The organism is Streptomyces sp. NPDC041108, assembly GCF_055592645.1.
Genome location: NZ_JBVIYK010000010.1, coordinates 183,163 through 207,824 on the forward strand (window position 1 = coordinate 183,163; position 24,662 = coordinate 207,824).

The following is a 24,662-nucleotide window of genomic DNA, read 5'->3' on the forward strand; positions in this document are numbered from 1 at the left end:
GGGGGTGGAGGGGAGTGGAAATCTAAGAGGGAGAAAAGGCCTTCTCCCGGAGCTTTGGTTTGGCCCTCCCTTCACCCCCAACCCCCCCCCCACCGCCGTACCCGGGCTCAGTTCGTGCCGACTCGTGCCAGCAGGTCCACGATCCGGGTCTGCACATCCGTGCTCGTCGAGCGCTCCGCCAGGAACAGGACCGTCTCCCCCGAGGCCAGGCGCGGGAGTTCGGACGGGTCGACGGCGGCGGTGTAGACGACGAGCGGCGTGCGGTTCAGCTGGCCGTTCGTCCGCAGCCAGTCGATGATTCCGGCCTGGCGGCGGTGTACCTGCAGCAGGTCCATCACCACCAGGTTGGGTCGCATCTGCGCGGCCAGCGTGACGGCGTCCGCGTCGGACGCGGCCCGCGCGACCTGCATGCCACGCCGTTCCAGCGTCGTGGTGAGGGCGAGCGCGATCTCCGCGTGCTCCTCGATGAGCAGGACACGCGGCGGATGCTGCTCGGAGTCGCGTGGCGCCAGCGCCTTCAGCAGCACGGCCGGGTCGGCACCGTACGCCGCCTCCCGTGTCGCCTGGCCGAGCCCTGCCGTCACGAGCACGGGGACCTCGGCGGCAACGGCGGCCTGGCGCAGGGACTGCAGTGCCGTGCGGGTGATGGGACCGGTCAGCGGATCGACGAACAGGGCGGCCGGGTAGGCGGCGATCTGAGCGTCCACGTCCTCGCGGGAGTTCACGATCACGGGCCGGTAGCCGCGGTCGCTCAGTGCCTGGTGGGTCGCCGCGTCCGGCGCGGGCCACACCAGCAGCCGGCGCGGGTTGTCCAGCGGCTCCGGCGGCAACTCGTCGTCCATCGGCTGCGGATGCGGCCGGTCGGGGACCTCCACCGCACCGCCGGGCCCGTCGAGCGGCTCGGGACCTTCGTCCGCGTTCTCGTCGGGCGCCCCTATGGCGTACGACCGTCCGGCACCCTCCGTACGGCCCGTCAGCCGGGACTGCCCGGCGAGGGACGGCTGAGGCGGGAGCGGGACCTGTCCGGCGAGCGAGGGCTGCGGCGGGAGCGGGACCTGCCCGGCGAGCGACGGCTGGGACACCTGCGCGGCGGCCTGCTGCGGCTGGGCCGGGGGCGGCGTCTGGCCGGTGCCGATGCGGAAACCGGTGCCGTTCGTCGGGGTGGACTGCGGGTGCGGGCGCGCGGTGGTCTCGGGGCGGTCGCCGGTCGGCTGCGGCGGTGTCCCCAGCTTGCGGCGACGGCCCGAACCACCGGGCTGGTTGGAGGTGGGCGTGGCTCCGCTCTGCGGCTGCGCTCCGTTCTGGGGCTGCGCCTGAGGGCCGCCCTGGCGGGAGAAGGGGACGCCCTGGCCGAGTGTCCGTACGCTGATCGCCCGTCCATGGGTGGAGTTCGGGTCGAGGGGAGCGGCGGCAGGGACCGGAGCCGGGGCCGCCGGCGTGGCCGGGGCTGGCGCTTGGACCTGAGCTTGCCCCTGCACCTTCCCTTGCCCCTGTACCTGTCCTTGCGCTTGAGCCGGGGGCGGGGCCATGGCTTCGGCGGGCAACGGCTGCGCGGCGCGCGGCTGTTGCTGTACGGCCACCTCCGGCGGCAGCGGGGTGCCCGAGGAGGGGGTGGACTGCGGGGGCAGCGGCGCCTGCGGAGCGGCTACGGGGATGCCGACGCCGTAGGTCTCGTGGCGGGCGTCGGGCCAGGACTGCGGCTGGGGCGCGCCGGGAGCCGCGCCCTGAGCGGGGACGGCCTGTTGGGCGCCGGGCACACCTGCCGCGGGCACGGGCTGGGCGATGCCCTGAGCCGGCTGCGCCCCGGGTACACCCTGCGCGACCGCCTGCTGCGGGACGCCGGGGACCTCTTGCGACGGGACGGTGCCCAGTGCGGCGACGGGTTGTCCGGGGGCGGCGGCCTGGCCGGCAGGGGCCTGACCGGTGGCCGCCTGGGCGGCGGGAGCCTGTCCCACGGCCGCCTGGGCCGCGCCCCCCGGCATCCCCTGCGGAGCGACGGGCTGCCCGGCCGCGACCGCGGCGGGCTGACCGGGAGCGGCGGCGACGCCCTGGCCGGGTACCTGCTGCGGGACGGCCTGCATGGGGACGGGCTGCGGGGCGCCCGGGACGTTCTGGGCGGGGACGGGCTGGGCGGGCACGGGCTGAGCGGCGGCGGGCGCCACGCCCTGGGCGGGCACCTGCTGCGCCGGGCCTGCCTGCGGAGGAATCCCCTGCGCCGGGGCACCCTGGACCGGCACCCCTGGCGCGGGCGCCGGCATGGCCACGCCGTCACCCTGCTGGGGAGCGGCCTGCCGTACCGCACGGCGACGGCCGGTCGGTGCGGCGATCGGGTGCGGTTGCGGCGGGGTGTGGTCGTCGGCCGCCTGGTGCGGGGCGGCGTCATGACGGCCGTCGTCGACACCACCGGCAGGCGTGCCCGAGCCGTGACCCGCGACTGAGCCCTGACCCACGGTGGGGACCTGACCCGCGGCGGGGACCTGACCCGCGGCGGGAACCTGACCCACGGTGGGGACCTGACCAGCGGTGGGAACCTGTCCCACACCGGGCGCCTGCCCCACACCGGGCGCCTGCCCCACACCAGGGACCTGCCCCTGGTCCACGCCCGGGACCTGACCCATGCCCGGTCCCACGACACCACCCGGCGCAACGGGCCCTGACTGCGGTGCGATCTGCTGTCCCACCCCGGCGGCAGGCACCGGCCCTCCGGCGAGGGCGGGCCCACCAGCGGGCGCGACTCCCCCGGCCTGCACGGGTACGCCGGCCTGCACGAGTCCCCCAGCGGGAACCGGCTGTCCACCGGCGGCCGGGACCACCCCGCCGCCCGCGCCCGGACCGCCCTCACCCTGCACGGGCGCGGGGGTGCCTGCGGGCATCGGCATCGGCATGGGCATCGGCGCGCCGGGCGCACCCGGCCCAGCGGGCAGAGGTACCGGACCGAGCCCGGCGGCCTGCGCGTACTCGGGTCCCCGGTCGGCCTCGGCCGGCGGCAGCGCGAAGACGGCGCGCGCGCCCGGCTCGGGCGCGGCGGCCCGCTCCTCCGCACTGGCCAGAGCCCGACGCCGGCGCCCGGTGGGCTGCTGAGCGCCCCCCGCGTCACCGGAATCGGAGCCGGCGGCACCAGAACGGGAACCGGCGTCGGCGACGCTCACCTCACTGCCGGGGCTCTGCCCCGCGGGCAGCGCGGCCGGCAGGGCGTTCTGCGCGGCGGCGGGCTCCCGGCGCGCGCGCCGCCCGGCGGGCGCGGGCACACCCTGCGGCGGCACCGTTCCCCCCAGTCCGCTGGCGGCGGCAGCGGCTCCCGCCGCGTGCTCGGCCGCCATGACGACCGCGCCCTCGGCGGCCACAAGTTCTCCGGCCGCCTCGCCGGCGACACCCCGCCCGCGCCGCCGCCCGGTCCCCTCGACACCCTCGACTTCGGCGTCCTGCACGGGCACGGGCCCCTCAGCGCCCCCGTCAGCCACGCCGGTCGCACCGATCGCGCCCGCCGCGTCCTCAGCCCTGCGCCTGCGCCGCCCGGTGGGAGCGACGGCGACCTCGGGCCCCTGGGCCTCGGGGGCATCCTCGCTCTCCAGGAACGCGTCCACCGACGACCGCCGCGCCCGCCTGCGCCCGCCACCGGCGGCGGCCTGCTCGGGCAGGGCGACCTCGGCGCCGACAGCGGGGGCACCGGAGTCGGCCTCGGCACCCACCACCGCGGGCAACGGGGCGGCGGGCACGGCACCGGCGCCGCCACCCAGCGGCACCTCCAGCACATACGCGCTGCCGCTCATCCCCGGCACCTCGACCGTCTGCAGCACACCGCCGTGCGCCCGCACGATCCCCTGGACGATCGGCTGGTGCACCGGGTCTCCCCCGGCGTACGGCCCGCGCACCTCGATACGGACGACCTCACCGCGCTGCGCGGCCGCCACCACGACGGTGTTGTCCATGTACCCGCCGGCGGACATGGGCGTGTTGCCCGTCGCGTCCACACCGGCGACATCCGCGACGAGGTGCGCGAGCGCGGTCGCGAGCCGCACCTGGTCCACCTCGGCCTCGATGGGCGGCGCGTGCACGGCGAACTGCACCCGCCCCGGCCCGATCAGCTCCACGGCCCCGTCGACACCGGCCGCGACGACCGCGTCCAGCATCACGGCCGTACGGACGAGGCCGTCCTCGCCCGCGTCGATGCGCTGGTAGCCGAGCACGTTGTCGATGAGGGTCGTGATCCGTGAGTACCCGGCGGTCAGGTGATGCAGCACCTGGTTGGCCTCGGGCCACAGCTGCCCGGCGTCGTCGGCGGCGAGGGTGCCCAGCTCACTGCGGAGCTGGTCCAGCGGGCCGCGCAGCGAGGTGCCCAGCACGGCGAGCAGCTGCTCGTGCCGCGCGGCCAGCGCCTCGTACCGGTCCTTCTCGCGCTCGCCGAGCGCCGCGTACCGCTCGTCACCGGCGGCGAGTTCCTCGGCGTGCTGCTCGCTCAGCTCCGCCAGCTCGGCGGCGTGCTCCTCCCGGACGCCCGCGAGTTCCTCGGCATGCTCCTTGGCGAGCCGCTCCAGCTCCTCCGCGTGCGTCTCGGCCTCGGAGTCCTTCTCCTCGGCGAGCTTGTCGTACGGCCGCCGGTCGGTGAACGTCATCACCGCGCCGACGAGCTGATCCCCGTCACGCACCGGCGCGGTCGTCAGGTCGACCGACACCTTCTCGCCGTTCTTCGCCCACAGCACCTGCCCGCGCACCCGGTGCTTGCGCCCGGACCGCAGGGTGTCCGCGAGCGGCGACTCGCCGTACGGGAAGGGGGCGCCGTCCTCGCGGGAGTGCAGGACGAGCGTGTGCAGCTCGCGTCCGCCGAGGTCACTGGCCCGGTAACCCAGTATCTGCGCGGCGGCCGGATTGACGAGGACGATCCGCCCGTCCGTATCCGTCCCGACCACGCCCTCGGACGCGGCCCGCAGGATCATCTCGGTCTGCCGTTGCGAACGCGCGAGTTCGGCCTCGGTGTCGACGGTGCCCGAAAGATCCCGTACGACCAGCATGAGCAGCTCGTCGTTGGCGTAGCCGTAACCGTCGTACGCCTGCTGGCCGTTCTCCAGATTCGCGGATGTGACCTCGACCGGGAACTCGCTGCCGTCGGTCCGGCGAGCGGTCATCCGGGTCGGCTTGGTCCGCCCGGTCGGGTCCATGGTGTCGGGCCGCCGCATGGAGCCCGGGATGAGCCGGGAGTCGAACTCGGGGAGCAGGTCCAGCAGACCGCGCCCGACCAACGCGGTGCCGGGAGTCTCGAAGGCCTCCAGCGCGATCGTGTTGGCATTGACGACGGTCCCATTGGCGTTGACCAGCACCAACGCGTCGGGCAGCGCGTCCAGTATGGCTGCGAGGCGAGCAGCGCCTCGGGATGGCCTGCTGCTCACGAGACGCTTCCTCCCTGTTACCGCACCTTGCCGACCGCTGGGCCCGTGGCCATCTTGCCAACCGGCCCGCAACGTGTCACGCGAGGGAGTCTACGGGCAGAGGTTGCGCTCGCGACGCCGGATGAGAGGGAGGTCGCACACCGAACATCTGAAGATGCGGTGACTGTGCGGACGGGGATGCCGTGACCGTGTGTTTTGCCGGAGGACCTTGTCGGCGGCACATATGTACGGGCTGTGCGCGGACGTCGAACGGGCCGCCGGCCCCGCCCGCCGGGTGGCCGATTCCCTTCTCCTCTTCCTCTCCCCCTGCTCCCCTTGCTCCCCCTGCTCCTTCTTCTCTGTGTTCTCCGTCTTCTCCGTTGTTCTTTCGTCTCCCCTAGGCGCGGAGGTCCGGCAGCACGGGCACCAGTGCGTCCCAGCGGGCGATCTCGCAGCCGTTCCGGCGGTCGAACGTCGCGTCGACACGACGTCCGGCCCAGGTTCCGGTGACATGGGCGGTGGCCGGCCCGCCGTACTGCATCGTGCACACGGTCCCGGTCCCCGCCGGCGCGAACGGATCCGACCCCCACACCGTGCGCCGGTCGAGCCGTCCGCACGCCTCACCCGCGTCAGGGTGACTGCCGCCCTGCGGATGGCACCGCAGGACGAACGTCCCGTCCGCCCTGCCGCCGGCATCCCGCACGGTGACGGTCAACCGGTCCGCGGAGCCGAAGGCGGAGGTGAGGGTGGAGGTGAGGGTGGGCAGGGGCAGCGGCGCCCGTGACACCGCCTCGGCGGCGTACGCGTCCGGCGCCACCGGTGCGAGCGCGCCGGCGGCGGCCGCGGCCAGCGAGGCGGCGGCGCCGAGGAACAGCCGGCCCAGGACGGCGGGGCGGCCGAGGGGTGCGGTGGGAGCGAGCGGGCGGGCGGCGGGAGGACTCTGCGACATGACCTGACTAACGCCACGCCCGCCCCACGGTTGCGGCGGCCCGCACCCCGTCCCCACCCTTCCCCGCCGGCCTCCCGCACCACTCCCGACGTGCCATACGGCTTTGCCCTGCGGCCTCTCCGCCTAGTACCGTGGGAGGCGATTGGTGACAGCCCACCAGGCTGTGTCATCATCTGCACGCACCATTCGCGCTCGCGCGGGTGGTTGTGCTGGAGGCGTCGCCTAGTCCGGTCTATGGCGCCGCACTGCTAATGCGGTTTGGGACTTCAATCCCATCGAGGGTTCAAATCCCTCCGCCTCCGCGCTTGATCACGAAGCCCCGGTCCAACCGACCGGGGCTTCGTCGTTCCCGCCCACGCTCCGAGACCGCCTCAGGGGCCGTTTTCCCAGGTCACAAGGGGTAGGGGAAACGGATTTCACATGGCGACGGCAGTCATGTAATGTTCTTCCTGTCGCCGCGAGCGGGCCGAAAGGGCCAGGAACGGCAGAAAACAGAACAAGCACTCGTAGCTTAACGGATAGAGCATCTGACTACGGATCAGAAGGTTGCAGGTTCGAATCCTGCCGAGTGCACACAGGTGAGAGGCCCCGGAGAGATCCGGGGCCTCTCGCGTTTCGTGGGCGTGCGGCAGTGAAGGACGGCGCGGAGTTGCCGTGAGGCGGGTGCGCGGTGGTCGATGCGGCTGGACGGGTGCAGTTCGGCACCTGACTCCGGCGGCCTCCGTCCGGAGCGACGCACCGGCGGATTACATGGGCCCGTGCCTCGGCGCGGGGCGTGCCGGTGTCCTTCACGGCCCCGGATCCGACGAATGAAAGAGCGCAATGGCAGAGCGCGACCCTCGCAACCGCACTGGCCGCCGCCCGCTACTTCGCGGGCTCGCCGCTGCCGTGCTCGCGGCCGGCATGCTGGTGGCCTCGGCGGGACAAGGACAAGGACAAGGACAAGGACAAGGACACGGACACGGAACGGGCGCGGCCACTGCGGCGCCCGGCGCACAGTTCACGCCGTTGACGGCGGCAGTGCTGACCAAACCGACGCCGTTCGTCGCCACGGACGGCAAGACGCACCTCTCGTACGAACTGCTCACCACGAGTTCCCTGCCCTCCAGCACGCCGTTGCGGCTCGACCGCGTCGACGTCCGCGATGCCCGCACGCACCGGGTCGTCGGCTCGCTGAGCGGGCAGGCGCTGGCCGACGCCGCCAACCCGGTGGGTGACCCGCTGCCGGGTGCGGACGGATACACCCCGGCGCCTCCGGGGCCGACGCCGACCGTCATCCAGGGCTCCCAGCAGTGGATCATCTGGCTCGACCTGGTTCTCGACCGCGGTGAGCGGGTGCCCAAGGCCCTCGAACACCATCTCGCGGGTGCCGTCCTGGCGCCCTCCGGCTCCTCCGCCTTCGAGGAGACGGTGCAGGTCACCCGGACCTCCGACAGGCCGCCGTTGAACCTGGGCGCACCGGTCCGCCCCGGCACCTGGTACTCCAGCGAGTCCTGCTGCGGCAACACCCACCACCGGCGCGGCCTCGCCCCGATCAACGGCCGCTTCTACGTGCCGCAGCGCTTCGCGATCGACTGGTACCGGGTCGGCGGGCAGGGGCAGACCTGGGAAGGCGACCCCGCGCAGCTCACCAGTTACCTGAGCTACCGTCAGCCGGTCGTGGCCTCGCTCGGCGGCACAGTGGTGGAGGTCCAGGACGGCATCCCGGACAACACGCCGCCCAACACGCCGCCCGTCCCGCCGATCGAGGACACGGTCGGCAACCACGTCACTGTGGAGGTCGCGCCGGGCCGCTACCTGCTCTACGCCCACCTGACACCCGGCTCGCTCAGGGTCCGGGAGGGCGACCGGGTCGAATCCGGCCAGGTCCTCGGGCTGATCGGCAACAGCGGCAACTCGACCACGCCGCACCTGCACTTCCAGGTGACGACCACCCCCGAGTTCTTCCCGACCGACAGCCCGCCGTTCACCTTCCGGCAGTTCCGCGTCGTCGGGCAGGTCGAGCCCCGGATCTGGGACGACAACCTGGGCCTGCAGCCGACCGGCGTCCTGCCGATCACGCCCTCGCCGTACGACGGCCGTCACCGTGCGCGGTATCCGCTCGACCGCGAGGTGCTGAAGTTCTGACCGCCCCGGGGTTCTGACCGCCCCGGGGTTCTGACCGCCCCGGGGTTCTGACCGCCCCGGGTTCCGACCGCGCCTGTCCGGGTGTGCCGACCGCAGGCCGTCGGCCCTGCCAGGAGGCGGTCGCCGGGGTGGGGGAGGGGGCCGGGGAGAGGCCGGGGGCGGAAGAGGGCGGACTGCCGGATGCGTGTGGGCGCATACTGGTCGAGATGACAAAGCCAGGTGCACCGAAGCGCTACTTGCCCACCAGTCCCTTCAAGGCCCCGGTCGCCCCGCCTCCCAAGCACTTCGCGGTGGGCGACCAGGTCACGCACGACATGTACGGCCTCGGCCGGGTGATCGGCATCGAGGACGGCATTGCCGCGCTCGTCGATTTCGGGTCGGCGCGACAGCGGATCCTCAGCCCGTACACCAAGATGAGCAAGCTGTAGTCCGAGACACAGACTGAAACCAGGGCCGGGCCAGGGTCGGGGCCAGGCTCTGAAGCGGCGGCAGGTTGCGCTCCGCGGGGAGCGCGTCCCGCCGTGCCGCTCTGCCCCACCACGGCGCCTGTCCCGCCCACGCCCGGCAGGGCGGAGGCGTTGTCAGTGCTGCCCTCTAAGGTCGCGAGGGATGGCACGCGTGTGGAGATGTACGGGGCTGCGGTGGGGTGCGGACGGGCCGTTGCTGGTGTGGACCGGCGGGCGCGTGAGTCCGTTGCCGCGGGGGAAGGCGGTGGCTTTCGGGGTCGTGGCCGAGGGGCGGCGGACCTGCGTCGGGGCCAGGGGGAACCCGTGTCCGCTGCGGGCCGGGGTCTCGGGGCGCACTACCGGGGCCCGGTGTGAGGAGTGCGCGCGGCTGGACCGGGCGCATTCCGTGGCCGCCGACACGATCGCCGATGATCCGCGGCCGTATCACGTGTACCTCGCATGGTTCGGGCCCGGCATGGTGAAGGTCGGGATCACCGCGGTCGAGCGGGGCTCGGCTCGGCTGCTGGAGCAGGGCGCGGTCTCCTTCGGCTGGCTCGGGTGGGGGCCGCTGATGGCCGCGCGGCGGGCCGAGGAGGTGCTGCGGGCCGCGCTCGGGGTGCCGGACCGGATCCCGTACGCCGAGAAGAGGGCCGTACGGGCCCACCTGCCGGACGCCGGGGAGCGCGTCTCCGAGCTGGCCGTGCTGCACGGGCGCGCGCTGGAGCTCGCGGGGTGGCCCGAGTCGCTGGAGCCCGTGCCGTTCCGGGCGGTCGATCACTTCGGGGTGTTCGGGCTCGACGGGTTGCCGGCCGCGGACAGTGTGGTGAGTGAGCTGGTCGCTGGCGGGGCCGTGGGCGGCGAGGTGCTCGCCGTCGCCGGGCCCGACCTGCATCTGGCCACCGGGCGGGGTGTCGTCGTCCTCGATACGCGGCTCATGACGGGGTGGGAACTGACCGCGCCCGTCGGCCGGGAGGCCCGTGACGCCGTCACCGTGCCTGTACGGGAGTTGGGGAGCCGAGGGGACGGGGGTGGCGTTCAGGACGGGCTGTTCTGAGCGTGGCCGGCCGGTGTGGGCCTGCGGGCGTGGTGGGTGCGGCGGGCCCGGCCCCGGCGGCGGGGGTAAAGAGTGTGATCCCTTTTGGATCCCGTTCGGAAAGTGTGTGGACGTCGCTGGTGGCCCGGCCCGACAGTGAGGCCATGGATGATCAGCGGACAGCACCTGCCGACGTACCTGCCGGCGCCTCGGTCGACACACCTGCCGACATACCTGCAGACACACCCGACAACGCACCCGACAGCGCACCCGACGGCGCGCTCCGCGACACGTCCGTCGTCGCGCCCGTTCCGGCTCATGAACCCCCCTACTACGCCGTCGTCTTCACCTCCACGCGGACCCGGGACCAGAGCGGGTACGCGGAGACCGCCGAGCGGATGGAGGAGCTGGTGAAGGGGGTGCCGGGGTTCCTCGGGATGGACCAGGCGTGGAGGCCCGGCGGGCCGGCGATCACCGTGGGGTACTTCCGGGATGCCGAAGCCATCGAGCAGTGGCGGACCGACGTCGAGCACCGGGCGGCGCAGGAGCGGGGGCGGGCCGAGTGGTACGAGAACTACACCCTGCACATCGCCAAGGTCGAGCGGAGCCACAGCTTCGTGCGGGGGGAGGGCGGGGGCAAGGGCAAGGGCGGCGGCGAGGGCGAAGCATGACGGCGCTTGCGTAAAAGCGGGGTCAGGGTGGGGGCGCGGGGGCGCGTCCCCGCGCTCGTGGAGCTGTGGGCCCGCGGTGCGGCGGCCGGGAGAACGCCGTGGGAACGCCGTGGGAACGATCAGGAAAGCGCTGGTCGGCGGGGGCGATGTCCGGGAGGCCGGGGATCTTCCCAGGGGTTGCCTGAGAGGTACCTGTGCGTTTCTCAGAAAAATCACAGGTTCCGGAAAGGGCGTTCTCAGGGGGCCCCGACAACGTGTCCAGCATGACCACGACCTCGCCCCAGGGGCGCACCGAACTGCTGAGGCCGGACGGGAGCCCCGTCCGCGTGCTTGTGGTGGACGACGAGCTGTCGATCACCGAACTGCTGTCCATGGCCCTGCGCTATGAGGGATGGCAGATCCGGAGCGCGGGGGACGGCACGGGTGCCTTCCAGACCGCCCGCGACTTCCGGCCCGACGCCGTCGTCCTCGACATGATGCTGCCCGACATGGACGGTCTGACCGTCCTCGGCCGGCTGCGGCGCGACCTGCCGGACGTGCCCGTGCTCTTCCTGACCGCGAAGGACGCGGTCGAGGACCGGATCGCCGGGCTCACCGCCGGTGGTGACGACTACGTCACCAAGCCGTTCAGCCTCGAAGAGGTCGTCGCCCGGCTGCGTGGGCTGATCCGCCGCTCCGGCGCCGCCGACCGCCGCTCCGACTCCGTGCTCGTCGTCGGTGACCTCATGCTCGACGAGGACAGCCACGAGGTGTCGCGGGGCGGGGCGAACATCCACCTCACCGCCACCGAGTTCGAACTGCTGCGCTTCCTCATGCGGAATCCGCGGCGCGTGCTCAGCAAGGCGCAGATCCTCGACCGGGTGTGGTCGTACGACTTCGGTGGCCAGGCCAATGTGGTCGAGCTCTACATCTCGTACCTGCGGCGCAAGATCGACGCCGGGCGGGAGCCGATGATCCACACGCGGCGTGGGGCGGGCTATCTGATCAAGCCCGCCTCGTCATGAGCGGGCGACGACGGACGCGTACGCAGAGGCAGCTGAGGCCGAGGCTGAGGCGAGGACGGCCGCGCACGCTGCGTACGCGGCTCGTCGTCTCCGCGGTGGCGTTGATCGCGGTGGTGTGTGCGGTGATCGGGACGGTGACCGCGGTCGCGTTGCGCGAGCACCTCAACAAGCAGTTGAACAGTCAGGTCGAAGAGGTCGCCAAGCGTGCCGCAGGTCCGCCGGAAGGAAAGCTCCCCGGGAGCGGTATCAACATTCCGCCGGACGGTCCCTTCGGGTTCGTCACCAAGGGGGGCACTGAAAAGTACACCGTCGTCGCCCAGGTGGGGACGGACGGCGGGGTCACGAAAGCGGTGGTCGCCAAGGAGAAGACGTCCGACAGCGACGGCTTCGAGGGCATGACCACCGACGCTCTCAGCACGGAGCAGGAGGCCGCCCTCGGCTCGGCGTCGAAGAACGGTATCTCCACCGTGGACATCCCCGGCCTCGGCGAATACCGGGTCACCTATGCCGAGGGGAGCAAGGGCAGCTTCTACGTCGCCCTCCCCACCGAATCCGTCACCAGTACCCTCAGCACCCTCATCGCCGTAGAACTCAGTGTCACCGCCGCCGGTCTCATCGCCGCCGGGATCGCCGGGTCCGTCCTCGTCGGTGTCGCCCTGCGTCCGCTGCGCAAGGTCGCCTCCACCGCGACCCGGGTCTCCGAACTGCCCCTGCACACCGGTGAGGTCACCCTCAACGAACGCGTCCCGGTGTCCGAGACCGACCCGCACACCGAGGTCGGGCAGGTCGGTGCCGCGCTCAACCGCATGTTGGACCACATCCACGGCGCCCTGCACTCACGGCAGGAGAGCGAGACGCGCGTACGGCAGTTCGTCGCGGACGCCAGTCACGAGCTGCGGACGCCCCTCGCGTCGATCCGCGGGTACGCCGAGCTGACCCGGCGCGGCCGGGAGGAGATCGGGCCCGACACCCGGCACGCGCTCGGGCGGATCGAGTCCGAGTCCGGGCGGATGACCATGCTGGTCGAGGATCTGCTGCTGCTCGCACGGCTCGACGCCGGCCGGCCGCTGCAGTTCGAGCAGACCGACCTCATCCCCCTCGTCGTGGACACCGTCAGCGACGCGCGGGTCGCCGGGCGGAGCCACAGCTGGCGGCTCGACCTGCCGGACGTGCCCGCCCTCGTGTCGGCCGACGCGGCCCGGCTGCAGCAGGTGCTCGTCAACCTGCTCGCCAACGCCCGCACGCACACGCCCCCCGGCACCACCGTCACCGCGCGCGTCCAGCGGCGCGGGCCGTGGATGTGCGTCGACGTCGAGGACGACGGACAGGGCATACCGGACAAGCTGCTGCCGCACGTGTTCGAGCGGTTCGCGCGGGGCGACTCGTCACGGTCCAGGGTGTCCGGGTCGACCGGGCTCGGGCTCGCCATCGTGCAGGCCGTGGCCGACGCGCACGGCGGCGCGGTGACCGTCGACAGCGTGCCCGGCAGGACCGTGTTCACGGTGCATCTGCCGGCCCTCGGGCGGGATGTCCCGCCGCTCGACGACGCCGCGAACTGGCAGCTCGACGATGCGCGGTACGACGGCGAGTTCGACTCGGCCGGGACAGTGGGCGACGCGACTTCCCTGATGATTGGGCGTGTTCAAGCGTCAGCGGAGGCGACGGGCAAGCAGAACGGGCTCTTGTCTCGGACAGCGTCATCCCGTTTCCGGAATCCATAACCTGACAGGGCGGAAGCCGCAGGGCCTGCTCCCGTCTCACCAGCAGGCCCTGGGCCATCCACCCGATCGGTGGAGTGGTTCAGGCTGGGACGGCGAGGATCACCGGGGGGTGAGAAGGGGCGTGACACGCCTTCAGCACACCGAGTGTTAGCGGACTTCTCGGCCTCGATCAGGATGGCTGTCCGGTGCTGCGGGCGGGGTTTCCGTACCCGTCAACCCTGACGATCGCCAGGGGGCGCTGTTGCCGTTCGGCTCGGGTTCCTGGCTGTCCCCGCTTCTACGTTCAGGCCCCATGGAACAAGAACCACGAGAGAAGATCAGAGCTGGCCGGCTGCTTGGTGCTTTGGGCGTCCTGGGTGTGGGGGCGGGAGCGGTCGTCTGGCTTTCCCCGGGTGGGTTGGGTGAAGCCGGTGCCGTTCAGGTCACTGGAGGAGCATCGGCGTCCGCGTACCGGTCGGTGACTCGGACGGTGGCAGATGCGCCGTCGTGGCTGGGCCCGCTCCTGGAATTAGCCACCGAGGGCACTCTGGTGCTTCTCGGAATGTTGCTGGCCTGGACGTGGTGGACAGCAGTCCGCCGCAAAGATCTACGAGGTGCCGCCGGATCGGTGTTGATCGCTCTCGCCACCGTCGCGGCCTACGCGGTGAGCGAAGCAGTGAAGCTGGTGGTGGACGAGGAGCGACCTTGCCGCGCGCTGCGCACGGGGGTCGACCTCGTCGCGGAATGTCCTGGCGCGGGCGACTGGTCCTTCCCGAGCAACCACGCCACCCTGGCCGCCGGGCTGGCCGTCGGCCTTGCCGTGCTTCGGCCGCGCCTTGCCGCAGCCACGCTGCCGCTGGCCGGGGCCGCCGCGCTGCTGCGTGTCTTGGTGGGGGTCCACTATCCGCACGATGTACTCGCCGGAGCGATCCTCGGCGCCACCGTGGTGGTGGCCGTACTGCTCATGGTGCTGCCGCTGGCTCAGCGGGCGGCATCACGTCTGGGACGGCGCGGGAACGATCCCGGCCTCGTGGGCAACGACCGCGGCAGCAGCGCGGTTGTCCACGCCCAGCCTCGCCAGGATGGAACTCACATGGGCTTTCACGGTTCCCTCCACCACATGCAACCGCCGGGCGATCTGCCCGTTGGACAGCCCACTGCCGAGGAAGGCCAGTACCTCCCGTTCCCGGGCGGTCAGGGAGTCGACTCGGGCGCGGGCGGCGGAGCGCCGGCCAGCCAGGGTGCCCGCGCCCGTCGCGGCGAGGTGCGCGACGACCCGGGCCGCGACCTTCGGTGACAGATAGGCGGCGCCGTCGGCCACCGCCCGGACCCCGGTGACCAGTTCCTCGGGCTCGCCCGATTTGATCAGGAAGCCGGTCGCGCCACCACCGAGTGCTCGCAGGATGTAGTCGTCCTCACCGAACGTCGTCAGCATGACGACGCCTGTGCTGGGCGCGGTGCTGCGGATCTCCGCCGCTGCGTCGATGCCGTTCAGCCCCGGCATACGGATGTCGAGCACGGCTACCGCAGGGCGGTGACGCCGAACCAGTTCCACGGCCTCGTGTCCGTCACCGGCCTCGGCGATGATCTCCATGTCCGGATCCGAGGCAAGAACGGCGCGTACTCCCGCCCGGATCATCGGCTCGTCGTCGGCGATCAGCACCCGGATCATCGGGCACTCACGGGGTGAGCGCGTCCAGGGACATCAGGATGCCGTCCCGGAAGCAGAGCCGGTACGCGTCCCCGGACCGGTCGTCGAACCGGTCGGCCGTCATCGCGTAGTACTCGCACGTTTTGCCGTCTCCTGTCGGCTCGGCAGCCAGCGGTCGGTAGTTCGTCTGCCGGTCCGGCAGGAAACGCTCCACCTCAGAACGATCTTGCCCCACGCGCAGGCGGGAAAAGTCACCAGGTTCCAAGACCGACCGGGACGCCGACAGCATCTCCCACCCCATGAGTGCTCCGCTCAGCACCGCTCCTGTCACCAGGGGCACCATGACCGCAGCGACCAGGGCTCGGCTGACACGGCGCCGAGCACGGCGATGTTCCTGCGGCAACTGGCCGCCGGTCCGGGAGGCCGCGGGCGCGAGGAGCCGAGGCGGCTGTGACGCAGGTGCGTGCGGGATCCGCGCGGCGACTGCAAAGCCCCCGTCGCGCGGACCGTGGTCGAACGAACCGCCGGCCAAGCGCACACGTTCTTCGAGACCGATGAGGCCACGCCCCCCACTCCGAGGCCGGGGCTGCAGGTTGGCCACGGATGATGGCGGGCCGTTCACTACGGCGACTCTTGATTCCGTTGCCGTATGCGTCACTTGGACGGTCGCCGTCGCGCCGGGCGCGTGCTTGGCAACGTTGGTCAGCGCTTCCTGCACGACCCGATGCACCGCCCGCTCCGCCACCGGTGGCAGGTCGTCTGCCGTGCCGTCGGTGTACAACTTCACCGCGAGCCCGGCTCCGGATGCCTCTTCGATCAGGCATGCGAGACTGGAGCCGTTAGGATCCGTCGGCACGTCACCGGTCTCTTCGCGCAGGACACCGATCACTTCGCCGAGACGCTCCACTGCGCCTGCCGCCTTGGCCCTGATGTCACCTGCGGCCCTTCGATGGTGCTCTTCAAGGCCCGGCGCGAGCTTCAGGGCACCGGCCGATAAGGCGATCAGGCTGAGGTCATGGCCCAGTACGTCATGCATGTCCTGCGCGATACGCGCTCGCTCGCGCAGTCGGGCCTGCTCAGCGACCAGCTCCTGTTCGCGTTGCAGTTGTTCTGCACGCTCCCAACCGGCCCGGACAAGCTGCTGATACTGGCACCAGAACCGGCCCGCGAACCAGGGCAGCATCGTGGCGACGACCACCACTGTGACAAACCGTCCGGCCAACGGCAGCCAGGCAGGCACGACGGACAATGCCACGACGCCGGCCGCGAGAAGCCCGACCAGAGCGAGCACGGTGGGCGCCATCCGTCCAGGCCACCGTCCGGCCAGGAACGCGGCGATGGCAGTCGGGACAGTCCACCACAGGTTCACCATGCTCAGGCCGGCGGCCGTCACCGCAGCCGCTGTCAGAAGACTCCCTGGAGCAAGAGTGTGCGGGGAAACAACCGTCCCGGTCGGAGTCCCACTATTGATCACCATGCTGTCCACGGAAGCGACGGTACGGACATCGGGAGTCGTCCGACACTGCCGAAAGTCCAATCTGCGCCAGTAACCGGCGAGCACCGCAGTTTGAGGGACAGGCTGGCCAGCCACGGCCAAGTCCCGGACCGAGGTGAGTCTTACTCGCGCACGGAGACTGAACAGAAGAACTTGACGGGGAACGCGACGAACCGGCAGCCGGACTCACAGGCGCACCACAGTGTGAGCACACGGGCATAACAGAGCGGCTCGCGAATGTGGTGGTCATGCGAACCGACTCTTCTCCCGGCACCCTGCCGGCGCGGGAGCACCTCCCGGCCGGAAACGCCGGTACGCCTGTCCTGGACGTAGTGATCCCCGTCTACAACGAGGAGAAGGACCTCCAGCCGTGTGTGCTCAGACTGCACGAGCACCTCGCGCGCACGTTCCCGTACGCGTTCCGCATCACGATCGCGGACAACGCCTCCACGGACACCACCGCGCAGGTGGCGCGCCGGCTGGAGGCGGAACTCGCGGAGGTCAGGTCCTTCCGGCTGGAGCAGAAGGGGCGCGGGCGAGCCCTGCGGACGGTGTGGTCCGCGTCCGAAGCGCCGGTCCTCGCCTACATGGACGTGGACCTGTCCACCGACCTGAACGCGCTGCTGCCGCTGGTCGCCCCCCTGATCTCCGGTCACTCGGACCTGGCCATCGGCTCCCGGCTCGCCCGCTCCTCGCGGGTGGTGCGCGGCACCAAGCGCGAGTTCATCAGCCGGGCCTACAACCTGATCCTGCGCGGCTCGCTCCAGGCCCGCTTCTCGGACGCGCAGTGCGGGTTCAAGGCGATACGCCGGGATGTCGCCCAGGTGCTGCTGCCGCTGGTCGAGGACACCGGGTGGTTCTTCGACACCGAGATGCTGGTGCTCGCGGAGCGGGCCGGGCTCAGGATCCACGAAGTGCCGGTGGACTGGGTGGACGACCCGAACTCGACCGTCCACATCGTGAAGACCGCCACCGACGATCTCAAGGGGGTATGGAGGGTGGGGAAGGCGCTGGCCACCGGGTCCCTCGCCCTGGACCGGCTCGCCCGGCCCTTCGGGGACGACCCCCGCGACCGTGAGATCCAGGACGTACCGCGCGGCCTCGCCCGCCAGCTCCTCGGCTTCTGCGTCGTCGGCGGCCTCTCCACCCTCTTCTATCTGCTCCTCTACAGCGGCTTCCGGACCTTCTCGGGGTCGCAGACCGCCAACGCGCTGGCCCTGCTGGTCTCGGCCGTCGCCAACACGGCCGCCAACCGGCGTCTGACCTTCGGCGTCCGTGGCCGCGGCGGTGTCATCAAGCACCAGGCGCAGGGGCTGGTGGTGTTCGGCATCGGGCTGGCCCTCACCAGCGGCTCGCTCGCCGCGCTGAACGCGGCCACCTCCGACCCCGCGCACTCCACGGAGCTGGCGGTCCTGGTCGCCGCGAACCTCGCGGCGACGGTGCTGCGGTTCCTGCTGTTCCGGGCGTGGGTGTTCCCGGACCGGCGCGACGGCTCCCCCGCGGAGGGCTCGACCGTCGTCGCCGCGCACCACTCCGCCTCCCACCACCCCTCCCACCACCCCGCCTCCCACCACCCCGCCCCGAAGCACGCCTCCCCGCCGGTCCACGCGACCGCGGCGTCGGTACGGCCGGGACAGCCGGGGCCGTACGGCCACCAGGACCGGTTCCGGCCGACGTACACCACGCCCCCGGTCCGCGCCGGAGAAGCCGCGGACCGCACCTGGGGGGAGCCGACCATGCGGATGCGGCCGGTGCGCCCGCACGATCAGGATTCGAGGAACGCACGATGAGCACGCAGTTCGAGACGACGAGCCGGCCGGGGGATCCCGGCGTCGGCCGGGAGCCGTCGGCGACGGCCCCGCAGGGACCGGTGGTCGCGCAGGCGCCCGCCGAGCCTCCCACCCCCGGGGCCGGTGAGCCCGCGCCGCCCTTCGCCCGGCGGCTGTGGCGGGGCCGGCCGGAGGACAACCGCTGGATACGCCCCGGTTTCCTGTTCGCGCTGCTGCTGATCGGCGGCCTCTACACCTGGAACCTCACGGCCTCCGGCTACGCCAACTCCTTCTACTCGGCGGCCGTGCAGGCGGGCAGCCAGTCCTGGAAGGCCTTCTTCTTCGGCTCGCTGGACTCCGGCAACGCCATCACCGTCGACAAGCCCCCGGCCTCGCTCTGGCCGATGGCGCTGTCGGTGCGGCTGTTCGGTCTCGACTCCTTCGCGATCCTGTTCCCGCAGGTCCTGATGGCCGTCGCCACCGCCGGAGTGCTGTGGGCGGCCGTACGCCGTCGCTTCGGCGCCACGGCCGGCTTCCTCACCATGGCGGTGTTCGCGCTCACGCCGGTCGCCGCGCTGATGTTCCGCTTCAACAACCCGGACGCGGCCCTCGCGCTGCTGATGGCCGCCGCGGTCTACTGCACCCAGCGCGCGATGGAGAAGGCGCGGACGAAGTGGCTGGTCCTGGCCGGCGTCGCCATCGGCCTCGCCTTCCTGGTCAAGACCTTGCAGGCCTTCCTGATCCTGCCGCCGCTGGCGATCGTGTACGTCGTCCTCGCGCCCGCCACGCTGAGGAAGCGGGTCGGGCAGGTGCTGCTCGCCGGGCTCGCGATGGTCGTCGCCGGCGGCTGGTGGGTCGCGATCGTGGAGTTGTGGCCCGCGTCCTCCCGCCCGTACATCGGCGGCTCGCAGAACGACTCCTTCCTCGAACTCACCTTCGGCTACAACGGTCTGGGCCGTCTCAACGGCGAGGAGACCGGCAGCGTCGGTGGCGGCGGCGGTGGTGGTGGGGGTGGCGGCAACTGGGGCGAGACCGGCTGGGACCGGATGTTCGGCTCCTCCATCGGCGGCCAGATCTCCTGGCTGATCCCGGCCGCGCTGATCCTGTTCGGCGCCGCGATCTGGGCCACGAGGAAGCTGCGGCGTACCGACACCACCCGCGCGGCCTTCCTCCTCTGGGGCGGTGCGCTGCTGATCACCATGGTGGTCTTCAGCTTCATGCAGGGCATCTTCCACGAGTACTACACCGTGGCCCTCGCCCCCTACATCGCGCCACTGACCGGTATGGGCGCGGCACTGCTCTGGGAGCGGCGGACCGAACTCTGGGCGTCGCTCACGATGGCGGCGGCCATGACGGCCACCGCGGCCTGGGGCTACGTCCTGCTCAACCGCTCCTCCGACTACCTGCCCTGGCTCAAGTGGGTCGTGCTCGTCGGCGGCCTGGCCGCCGCGCTCGGCCTGGTCTTCTCGGCCAGGCTCGGCCGGCAGCTGGCGCTGGCGGTCGTGGGGCTGAGCGTCGTCACCGCGGTCGCGGGGCCGACGGCGTACACGGTCACCACGCTGGGCGAGGGGCACACCGGTTCGATCGTCACGGCCGGGCCGTCCGTCCAGGGCGGCATGGGCCGCGGCCCCGGCGGCATGGGCGGCGGTCCCGGCGGCGGCATGGGCGGTGGTCCCGGCGGCGGAGGCATGCCGGGCCAGAACAACCAGCAGGGCAACCAGAACCAGCAGGGTGGCCAGAACGGCAACGGTCAGCTGGGCCAGCCCCCGACCGGTGGCTTCGGCGGCGGCCAGGGCGGCCGGCAGCAGGGCCAGGGCAACGCCCAGACCCAGAACGGGGACGGCGGCCGCATGGGCGGTGGCGGCATGGGCGGCCTGCTCAACGGCGCCTCCGTCAGCGACGAGGCCAAGGAACTGCTGGAGAAGAACGTGGGTGACTACACCTGGGCCGCCGCGGCCATCGGCGCCCAGAACGCGGCGAGTTACCAGCTCTCCACCGGCGAACCGGTCATGGCGATCGGCGGCTTCAACGGCACCGACCCGTCCCCGACCCTCGCGGAGTTCAAGAAGTACGTGGAGGACGGCAGGATCCACTACTTCATCGCCAGCGGCTCCGGCGGCGGCATGGGCGGCGGCAGCGACGGCACCTCCTCGCGGATCAGCTCCTGGGTCCAGGAGAACTTCGAGGCGGTGACGGTCGACGGCACGACGTTCTACGACCTGACGCAGGCGAAGTGAGGAGGCAGGCGGCGTGAGGAGCGACGCGGCGTGAGCGGGGCGGTGGCCCGGGGGTGCGGACGAACCCCCGGGCCACCGCCCTTCCGTACGCAGCCGAACGCGGTGGTACGAACTGCGCGCGGGGGTACGAGCTGCACGCGGTGGTACGAGCTGCACGGGAAGGTACGAGCTGCACGCGTTGTACGCTGTATAAGAGCTGATCTACGGTGTACGGCATGTCGACCGCCACCACCGCCACCGCCTCCGGCACCCGAGGCCACCCCCAGCGCTGGCTGATCCTCGGTGTCATCTGTCTCGCTCAGCTCACCGTGCTGCTGGACAACACCGTGCTGAACGTGGCGATCCCCTCCCTCACCGAGGAACTGGACGCGGCCACCTCGGACATCCAGTGGATGATCAACGCGTACTCGCTGGTGCAGTCGGGACTGTTGCTCACCGCGGGCAGCGCCGCCGACCGCTACGGCCGCAAGAAGATGCTGATCACAGGGCTGGTGCTGTTCGGTATCGGTTCGCTGGTGGCCGGACTCGCCCAGTCCGCCGGGCAGCTGATCGCCGCGCGGGCCGGGATGGGCGTCGGCGGCGCGCTGCTGCTCACCACGACCCTCGCCGTCGCGATGCAGATCTTCGCCCCGGAGGAGCAGCCCCGGGCGATCGGCGTCTGGGCCGCGGTCAACGCGCTCGGCTTCGCCGCCGGCCCCCTCCTCGGCGGCTTCGTGCTCGCCCACTTCTGGTGGGGCGCCATCTTCCTGATCAACCTGCCGGTCGCCGCGCTGGGCGTGGTGGCCGTGATCGCCCTGGTCCCGGAGTCGAAGAACCCGCTGGGGGACCGGCCGGACGTCCTGGGCGCGGTGCTGTCGACGATCGGGATGACCGCCCTCGTCTACGCGATCATCTCGGGCCCCGAGCACGGCTGGACGTCGGGCCTCGTGCTCGCCACGGCCGCCGTCGCCGTCCTCGTCCTCGCGGCCTTCGCGTACTGGGAGAGCCGCATCCCGTTCCCCATGCTCGACCCGCACTTCTTCCGCGACAGGCGCTTCACGGGTGCCGTCGCCGGCGCGGTCCTGATCACGTTCGGCATGGGCGGCGCGCTCTTCCTCCTCACCCAGCATCTGCAGTTCGTGCTCGGCTACGACGCGTTGGAGGCGGGGCTGCGGACCGCACCCCTCGCCCTGGTCGTCGTCGCCCTCAACTTCTCCGGACTGTCCGCGAAGTGGACCGCCCGACTCGGGATGCCGGTGTCGATCCTGCTCGGCATGGTGCTGATGTCCGGCGGACTGGTCTCCATCGCGACGATGGCCTCCGGCGGCTACGCCGGGACACTGCTCGGGCTGGTGCTGATCGGGGTGGGCTGCGCCGTCGCCAACCCCGCGATGGCGCACGCGATCATGAGCGCGATCCCGCCGGCCAAGGCGGGGGTCGGGGCCGGGATCAACGGCACGCTGGCGGAGTTCGGTACGGGGCTGGGGGTGGCGGTGCTGGGGGCGGTGCTCAACTCCCGGTTCGCGGCGCTGATCCCGGTGGCTGCGGTGTCGCTGCCGGCGGCGCTCGGGGCGGCGGACACGGCTGCGGAACGGGCCCGGGTGCTGTCCGCGTTCTCCTCCGGGCTGGAGACGAGTCTGCTGGTGGGGGCGGTGGCCGTGCTGCTCGGGGGGTTGGTGGCGGCGGGGTTGCTGCGCCGGGCGGAGAAGGAGGCGGTGAGGCTGGTGCGCGCCTCATAGCCAGGGATTCTGCCGTCGGGCGGTCAGCGGGTCCGACGTGGTTGTTCGCGCCCACCCGGCGGAGCCGCAGATCGGAACAGCTCCGCGCCCCTTCGGGCGCGCTGCCCGCCTAGCATCGTCACCAGTGGAGGAACGTCTTGGAAGGTGCGTCATGGTGAAGGGAGCCGGTCGGCCCGAAGGTGCCGTGCGGGCCAGTGTCTGGCTGGAGGGGACGGCGAGGGCCCGTCGGGGCGGGCAGCCGTCGGGGCTGGACCGTGAGCGGATCACCGCGGCGTCCGTACGGCTGCTCGATGCCGAGGGGCTGGGCGGGTTCTCGATGCGCCGGCTGGCCGCCGAGCTGAACGTGACGGCGATGTCGGTCTACTGGTACGTGGACACCAAGGACGACCTGCTGGAACTGGCACTCGATCAGGCGTTCGACGAGATGCGGCTGCCGCCGGAGGACTCCGACGAGGACTGGCGGAGCCAACTGCGCACGCTGGCCGGGGAGTACCGGGCGGTCCTGGTCCGCCACCCCTGGGTGTCACCCCTCGCCGGCACCTTCCTCAACATCGGCCCGCGCTCGCTCGACTTCTCGCTCGCCGTGCAGCGCGTGATCGGCCGTACCGGGCTGCCCCCGCGTGGCCAGGCCGGTGCGATCGCCGCGGTCTTCCAGTTCGTCTACGGCTTCGGCACCATCGAGGGCCACTTCGTGCAGCGCTGCGCCGCCGCGGGGGTGACCCAGGAGGAGTACTTCCGCCAGGCCATGAGCGCGGTGTCCGACTCCCTCGCCCCGCACGAGGTCATCCGGCACTCCGCGGACCTCATGGAGGCCCGCGGCGGCGACACCGTCGAGGAGATGCGCGAACGGGACTTCGTCTACGCCCTGGAGACCCTCGTCGCCGGCATCGAGGTGATGGCGACGAGAGGCTGAAGCACGCGCCCGCGGCCCGTCTGACCGCGGCCCGTCCGACCGCGGCCCGTCGGACGGCGGTCGCTCCGACCCAAGCTCCTCAGCCCTCGGCAAGCCCCTCAGCCCTCGGCAAGCCCCTCGCCCCTCGGCCCCTCAGCCCTCCTGCGCCAGCCGCGCCGGGAAGCCTCCGGTGGCCACGGGCCCCCACTTCACCGGGGTGACCCGGATGATCGACTTGCCCTGCTTGACCATCGCCTCCCGGTACTCGTCCCAGTCCGGGTGCTCTCCCGAGATGTTGCGGAAGTACTCCACCAGGGGCTCGACCGAGTCCGGCGAGTCGAGGACCTCCGCAGTGCCGTCGATCTGGACCCAGGGGCCGTCCCAGTCGTCGCTCAGCACGACGACGCTCACGCGCTCGTCCCGCTTGGCGTTGCGTGTCTTGGCCCGCTCGGGATACGTGGAGACCACGATCCGGCCCGAGTCGTCGACGCCACAGGTCAGGGGGGATGCCTGGGGGCTGCCGTCGGCCCGGCGGGTGAGCAGGAGCGCCCGGTGCCGGGGGCGGACGAAATCGAGCAGCTCTTCGCGGGAGACCGAGGTGTTGGTCGCGATGTTCCTTGCCATGGCGCCCAGCGTAGGCCGCACCCGCCGCACGAGCCTGTCCCTGCCGTGCGTACCCACACGCCCCGCCGTGCGCGCCCACGCGCCTGGCCCAGTGCCCGCGCCCCTGACCCAGCGCCTGCGCCCCTCAGCCCTGCGGAAGGGTCTCGCCCTGGACCGCCTGGATGTCCAGTTCGACCTTGAGCGTCGTGCCGATCGCCGCGATGCCCGCCTGCACCACCTGGTTGTAGTTCATGGCGAAGTCCGCGCGGCGGAGTTCGGTGGTGGCGCGGAAGGCCGCGCGGGTGCCGCCCCACGGGTCCGCGCCGGTGCCCAGGTACGCCAGGTCCAGATCCACCGGCCGTACGACTCCGTGCATGCCCAGCTCGCCGTGGACCGTCCAGCGGTCCGGGCGGGCCGGGGTCAGGCCCGTCGAGACGTAGGTGATCTCGGGGTGCCGTTCGGCGTCCAGGAAGTCCGGCGACCGCAGGTGCTGGTCCCGCGTCGCGTTCCCGGTGTCGATCGAGGCGGCCCGGATCACCGCCTCCACCCGGGACTTGGTGCCCTCGTCCGGTGCCGGGGCGATCTCGATCGAGGCCGAGAAGTCGGTGAAGCGGCCGTGGACGCTGGAGATGCCGAGATGCTGGGCCAGGGCGGCGACGGAGGAATGGGCGGGGTCGACGCTCCAGGGGCCGGGCGGCGGCAGTTCCGCGCCGCCGAGCCGGGAGAGGGTGACCGTGCCGACCTCCGCGCGGCCGCTCGCGGTCACCAGGGCGCCGGCGGCGAAGGGGCTGTAGCCGACCGCAGTGACGATCACCGTGTACCCGCCGGGCGCGAGAGCCGTCGGGTCGTGCACGCGCCCTTCGGCGTCCGCCCCGGCCCGCAGCATCTGCGTGCCGGTCATGTCGGTCACCGTGACGACCGCGTGCGACACGGCCCATCCGTCCCGGGTGCGGATCCTCGCGGTCAGTCCCATGTCCGTCCAACTCCTCAGCATGCGGCCGGCC

16 protein-coding genes, 2 tRNA genes and 1 pseudogene are annotated in these 24,662 nt (G+C 72.1%); 13 read left to right on the forward strand and 6 right to left on the reverse strand.

Going from position 1 to position 24,662, the window contains the following annotated elements; all coding sequences use genetic code 11:
- Positions 1-107: 107 nt before the first annotated feature.
- Together ACZ6BB_RS27135 and ACZ6BB_RS27140 are read right to left on the reverse strand one after the other, a co-directional pair.
- Complete coding sequence (locus ACZ6BB_RS27135; protein WP_471617767.1) at positions 108-5,384, reverse strand: PAS domain-containing protein; 5,277 nt, start codon at positions 5,382-5,384, stop codon at positions 108-110.
- A gap of 376 nt (positions 5,385-5,760) precedes the next feature.
- Positions 5,761-6,312: an SSI family serine proteinase inhibitor gene (locus ACZ6BB_RS27140; protein ID WP_471617768.1), complete on the reverse strand. Its 552-nt coding sequence runs from the start codon at positions 6,310-6,312 to the stop codon at positions 5,761-5,763.
- A gap of 211 nt (positions 6,313-6,523) precedes the next feature.
- On the opposite strand from ACZ6BB_RS27140, the gene ACZ6BB_RS27145 reads away from it, so the two are divergent.
- The 9 genes and pseudogenes from ACZ6BB_RS27145 to ACZ6BB_RS27185 form a co-directional block, all read left to right on the forward strand.
- A tRNA-Ser gene (locus ACZ6BB_RS27145) sits at positions 6,524-6,614 on the forward strand.
- 198 nt (positions 6,615-6,812) lie between these two features.
- A tRNA-Arg gene (locus ACZ6BB_RS27150) sits at positions 6,813-6,885 on the forward strand.
- Between the two features lie 435 nt (positions 6,886-7,320).
- Positions 7,321-8,439 carry a M23 family metallopeptidase gene (locus ACZ6BB_RS27155; protein WP_471617769.1) on the forward strand — a complete coding sequence of 373 codons (1,119 nt, stop codon included), beginning with the start codon at positions 7,321-7,323 and terminating at the stop codon, positions 8,437-8,439.
- 206 nt (positions 8,440-8,645) lie between these two features.
- A complete protein-coding gene (locus ACZ6BB_RS27160; protein ID WP_013002359.1) occupies positions 8,646-8,867 on the forward strand; it encodes a hypothetical protein in 222 nt (73 codons plus the stop codon).
- Between the two features lie 181 nt (positions 8,868-9,048).
- A complete protein-coding gene (locus ACZ6BB_RS27165) occupies positions 9,049-9,939 on the forward strand; it encodes a DUF2797 domain-containing protein (protein ID WP_471617770.1) in 891 nt (296 codons plus the stop codon).
- Positions 9,940-10,082: 143 nt separating this feature from the next.
- Positions 10,083-10,589: an antibiotic biosynthesis monooxygenase family protein gene (locus ACZ6BB_RS27170; protein ID WP_471617771.1), complete on the forward strand. Its 507-nt coding sequence runs from the start codon at positions 10,083-10,085 to the stop codon at positions 10,587-10,589.
- Positions 10,590-10,852: 263 nt separating this feature from the next.
- Entirely contained in the window at positions 10,853-11,593 is a 741-nt protein-coding gene (locus tag ACZ6BB_RS27175; protein WP_471617772.1) for a response regulator transcription factor, read from the forward strand.
- Positions 11,590-13,314, forward strand: coding sequence for a sensor histidine kinase (locus tag ACZ6BB_RS27180; RefSeq protein WP_471617773.1), 1,725 nt, complete (start codon positions 11,590-11,592; stop codon positions 13,312-13,314). The genes ACZ6BB_RS27175 and ACZ6BB_RS27180 overlap by 4 nt, the downstream gene beginning before the upstream one ends.
- Before the next feature lie 292 nt (positions 13,315-13,606).
- Positions 13,607-14,362: pseudogene (locus tag ACZ6BB_RS27185) on the forward strand (phosphatase PAP2 family protein); the annotation flags it as partial.
- Here ACZ6BB_RS27185 and ACZ6BB_RS27190 read toward each other — a convergent pair.
- A complete protein-coding gene (locus tag ACZ6BB_RS27190; protein WP_471617774.1) occupies positions 14,288-14,965 on the reverse strand; it encodes a response regulator in 678 nt (225 codons plus the stop codon). The pseudogene ACZ6BB_RS27185 and the gene ACZ6BB_RS27190 overlap by 75 nt on opposite strands.
- A 7-nt stretch (positions 14,966-14,972) precedes the next feature.
- Positions 14,973-16,421: a sensor histidine kinase gene (locus ACZ6BB_RS27195; protein ID WP_471617871.1), complete on the reverse strand. Its 1,449-nt coding sequence runs from the start codon at positions 16,419-16,421 to the stop codon at positions 14,973-14,975.
- A 266-nt stretch (positions 16,422-16,687) separates the two neighbouring features.
- On the opposite strand from ACZ6BB_RS27195, the gene ACZ6BB_RS27200 reads away from it, so the two are divergent.
- The 4 genes from ACZ6BB_RS27200 (at position 16,688) to ACZ6BB_RS27215 (ending at position 23,076) form a co-directional block, all read left to right on the forward strand.
- Positions 16,688-18,229, forward strand: coding sequence for a bifunctional glycosyltransferase family 2/GtrA family protein (locus ACZ6BB_RS27200; protein WP_471617775.1), 1,542 nt, complete (start codon positions 16,688-16,690; stop codon positions 18,227-18,229).
- Positions 18,226-20,445 carry an ArnT family glycosyltransferase gene (locus tag ACZ6BB_RS27205; RefSeq protein ID WP_471617776.1) on the forward strand — a complete coding sequence of 740 codons (2,220 nt, stop codon included), beginning with the start codon at positions 18,226-18,228 and terminating at the stop codon, positions 20,443-20,445. The genes ACZ6BB_RS27200 and ACZ6BB_RS27205 overlap by 4 nt, the downstream gene beginning before the upstream one ends.
- Before the next feature lie 215 nt (positions 20,446-20,660).
- A complete protein-coding gene (locus tag ACZ6BB_RS27210; RefSeq protein WP_471617777.1) occupies positions 20,661-22,163 on the forward strand; it encodes an MFS transporter in 1,503 nt (500 codons plus the stop codon).
- Positions 22,164-22,314: 151 nt separating this feature from the next.
- Positions 22,315-23,076, forward strand: a complete 762-nt coding sequence (locus ACZ6BB_RS27215) for a TetR/AcrR family transcriptional regulator (RefSeq protein ID WP_471617778.1) — start codon at positions 22,315-22,317, stop codon at positions 23,074-23,076.
- A gap of 132 nt (positions 23,077-23,208) precedes the next feature.
- On the opposite strand, the gene ACZ6BB_RS27220 is transcribed toward ACZ6BB_RS27215, so the two are convergent.
- Positions 23,209-23,679, reverse strand: a complete 471-nt coding sequence (locus ACZ6BB_RS27220) for a PPOX class F420-dependent oxidoreductase (protein WP_275457474.1) — start codon at positions 23,677-23,679, stop codon at positions 23,209-23,211.
- Between the two features lie 124 nt (positions 23,680-23,803).
- Entirely contained in the window at positions 23,804-24,631 is an 828-nt protein-coding gene (locus tag ACZ6BB_RS27225; RefSeq protein ID WP_471617779.1) for a YceI family protein, read from the reverse strand.
- Between the last annotated feature and the right edge of the window lie 31 nt (positions 24,632-24,662).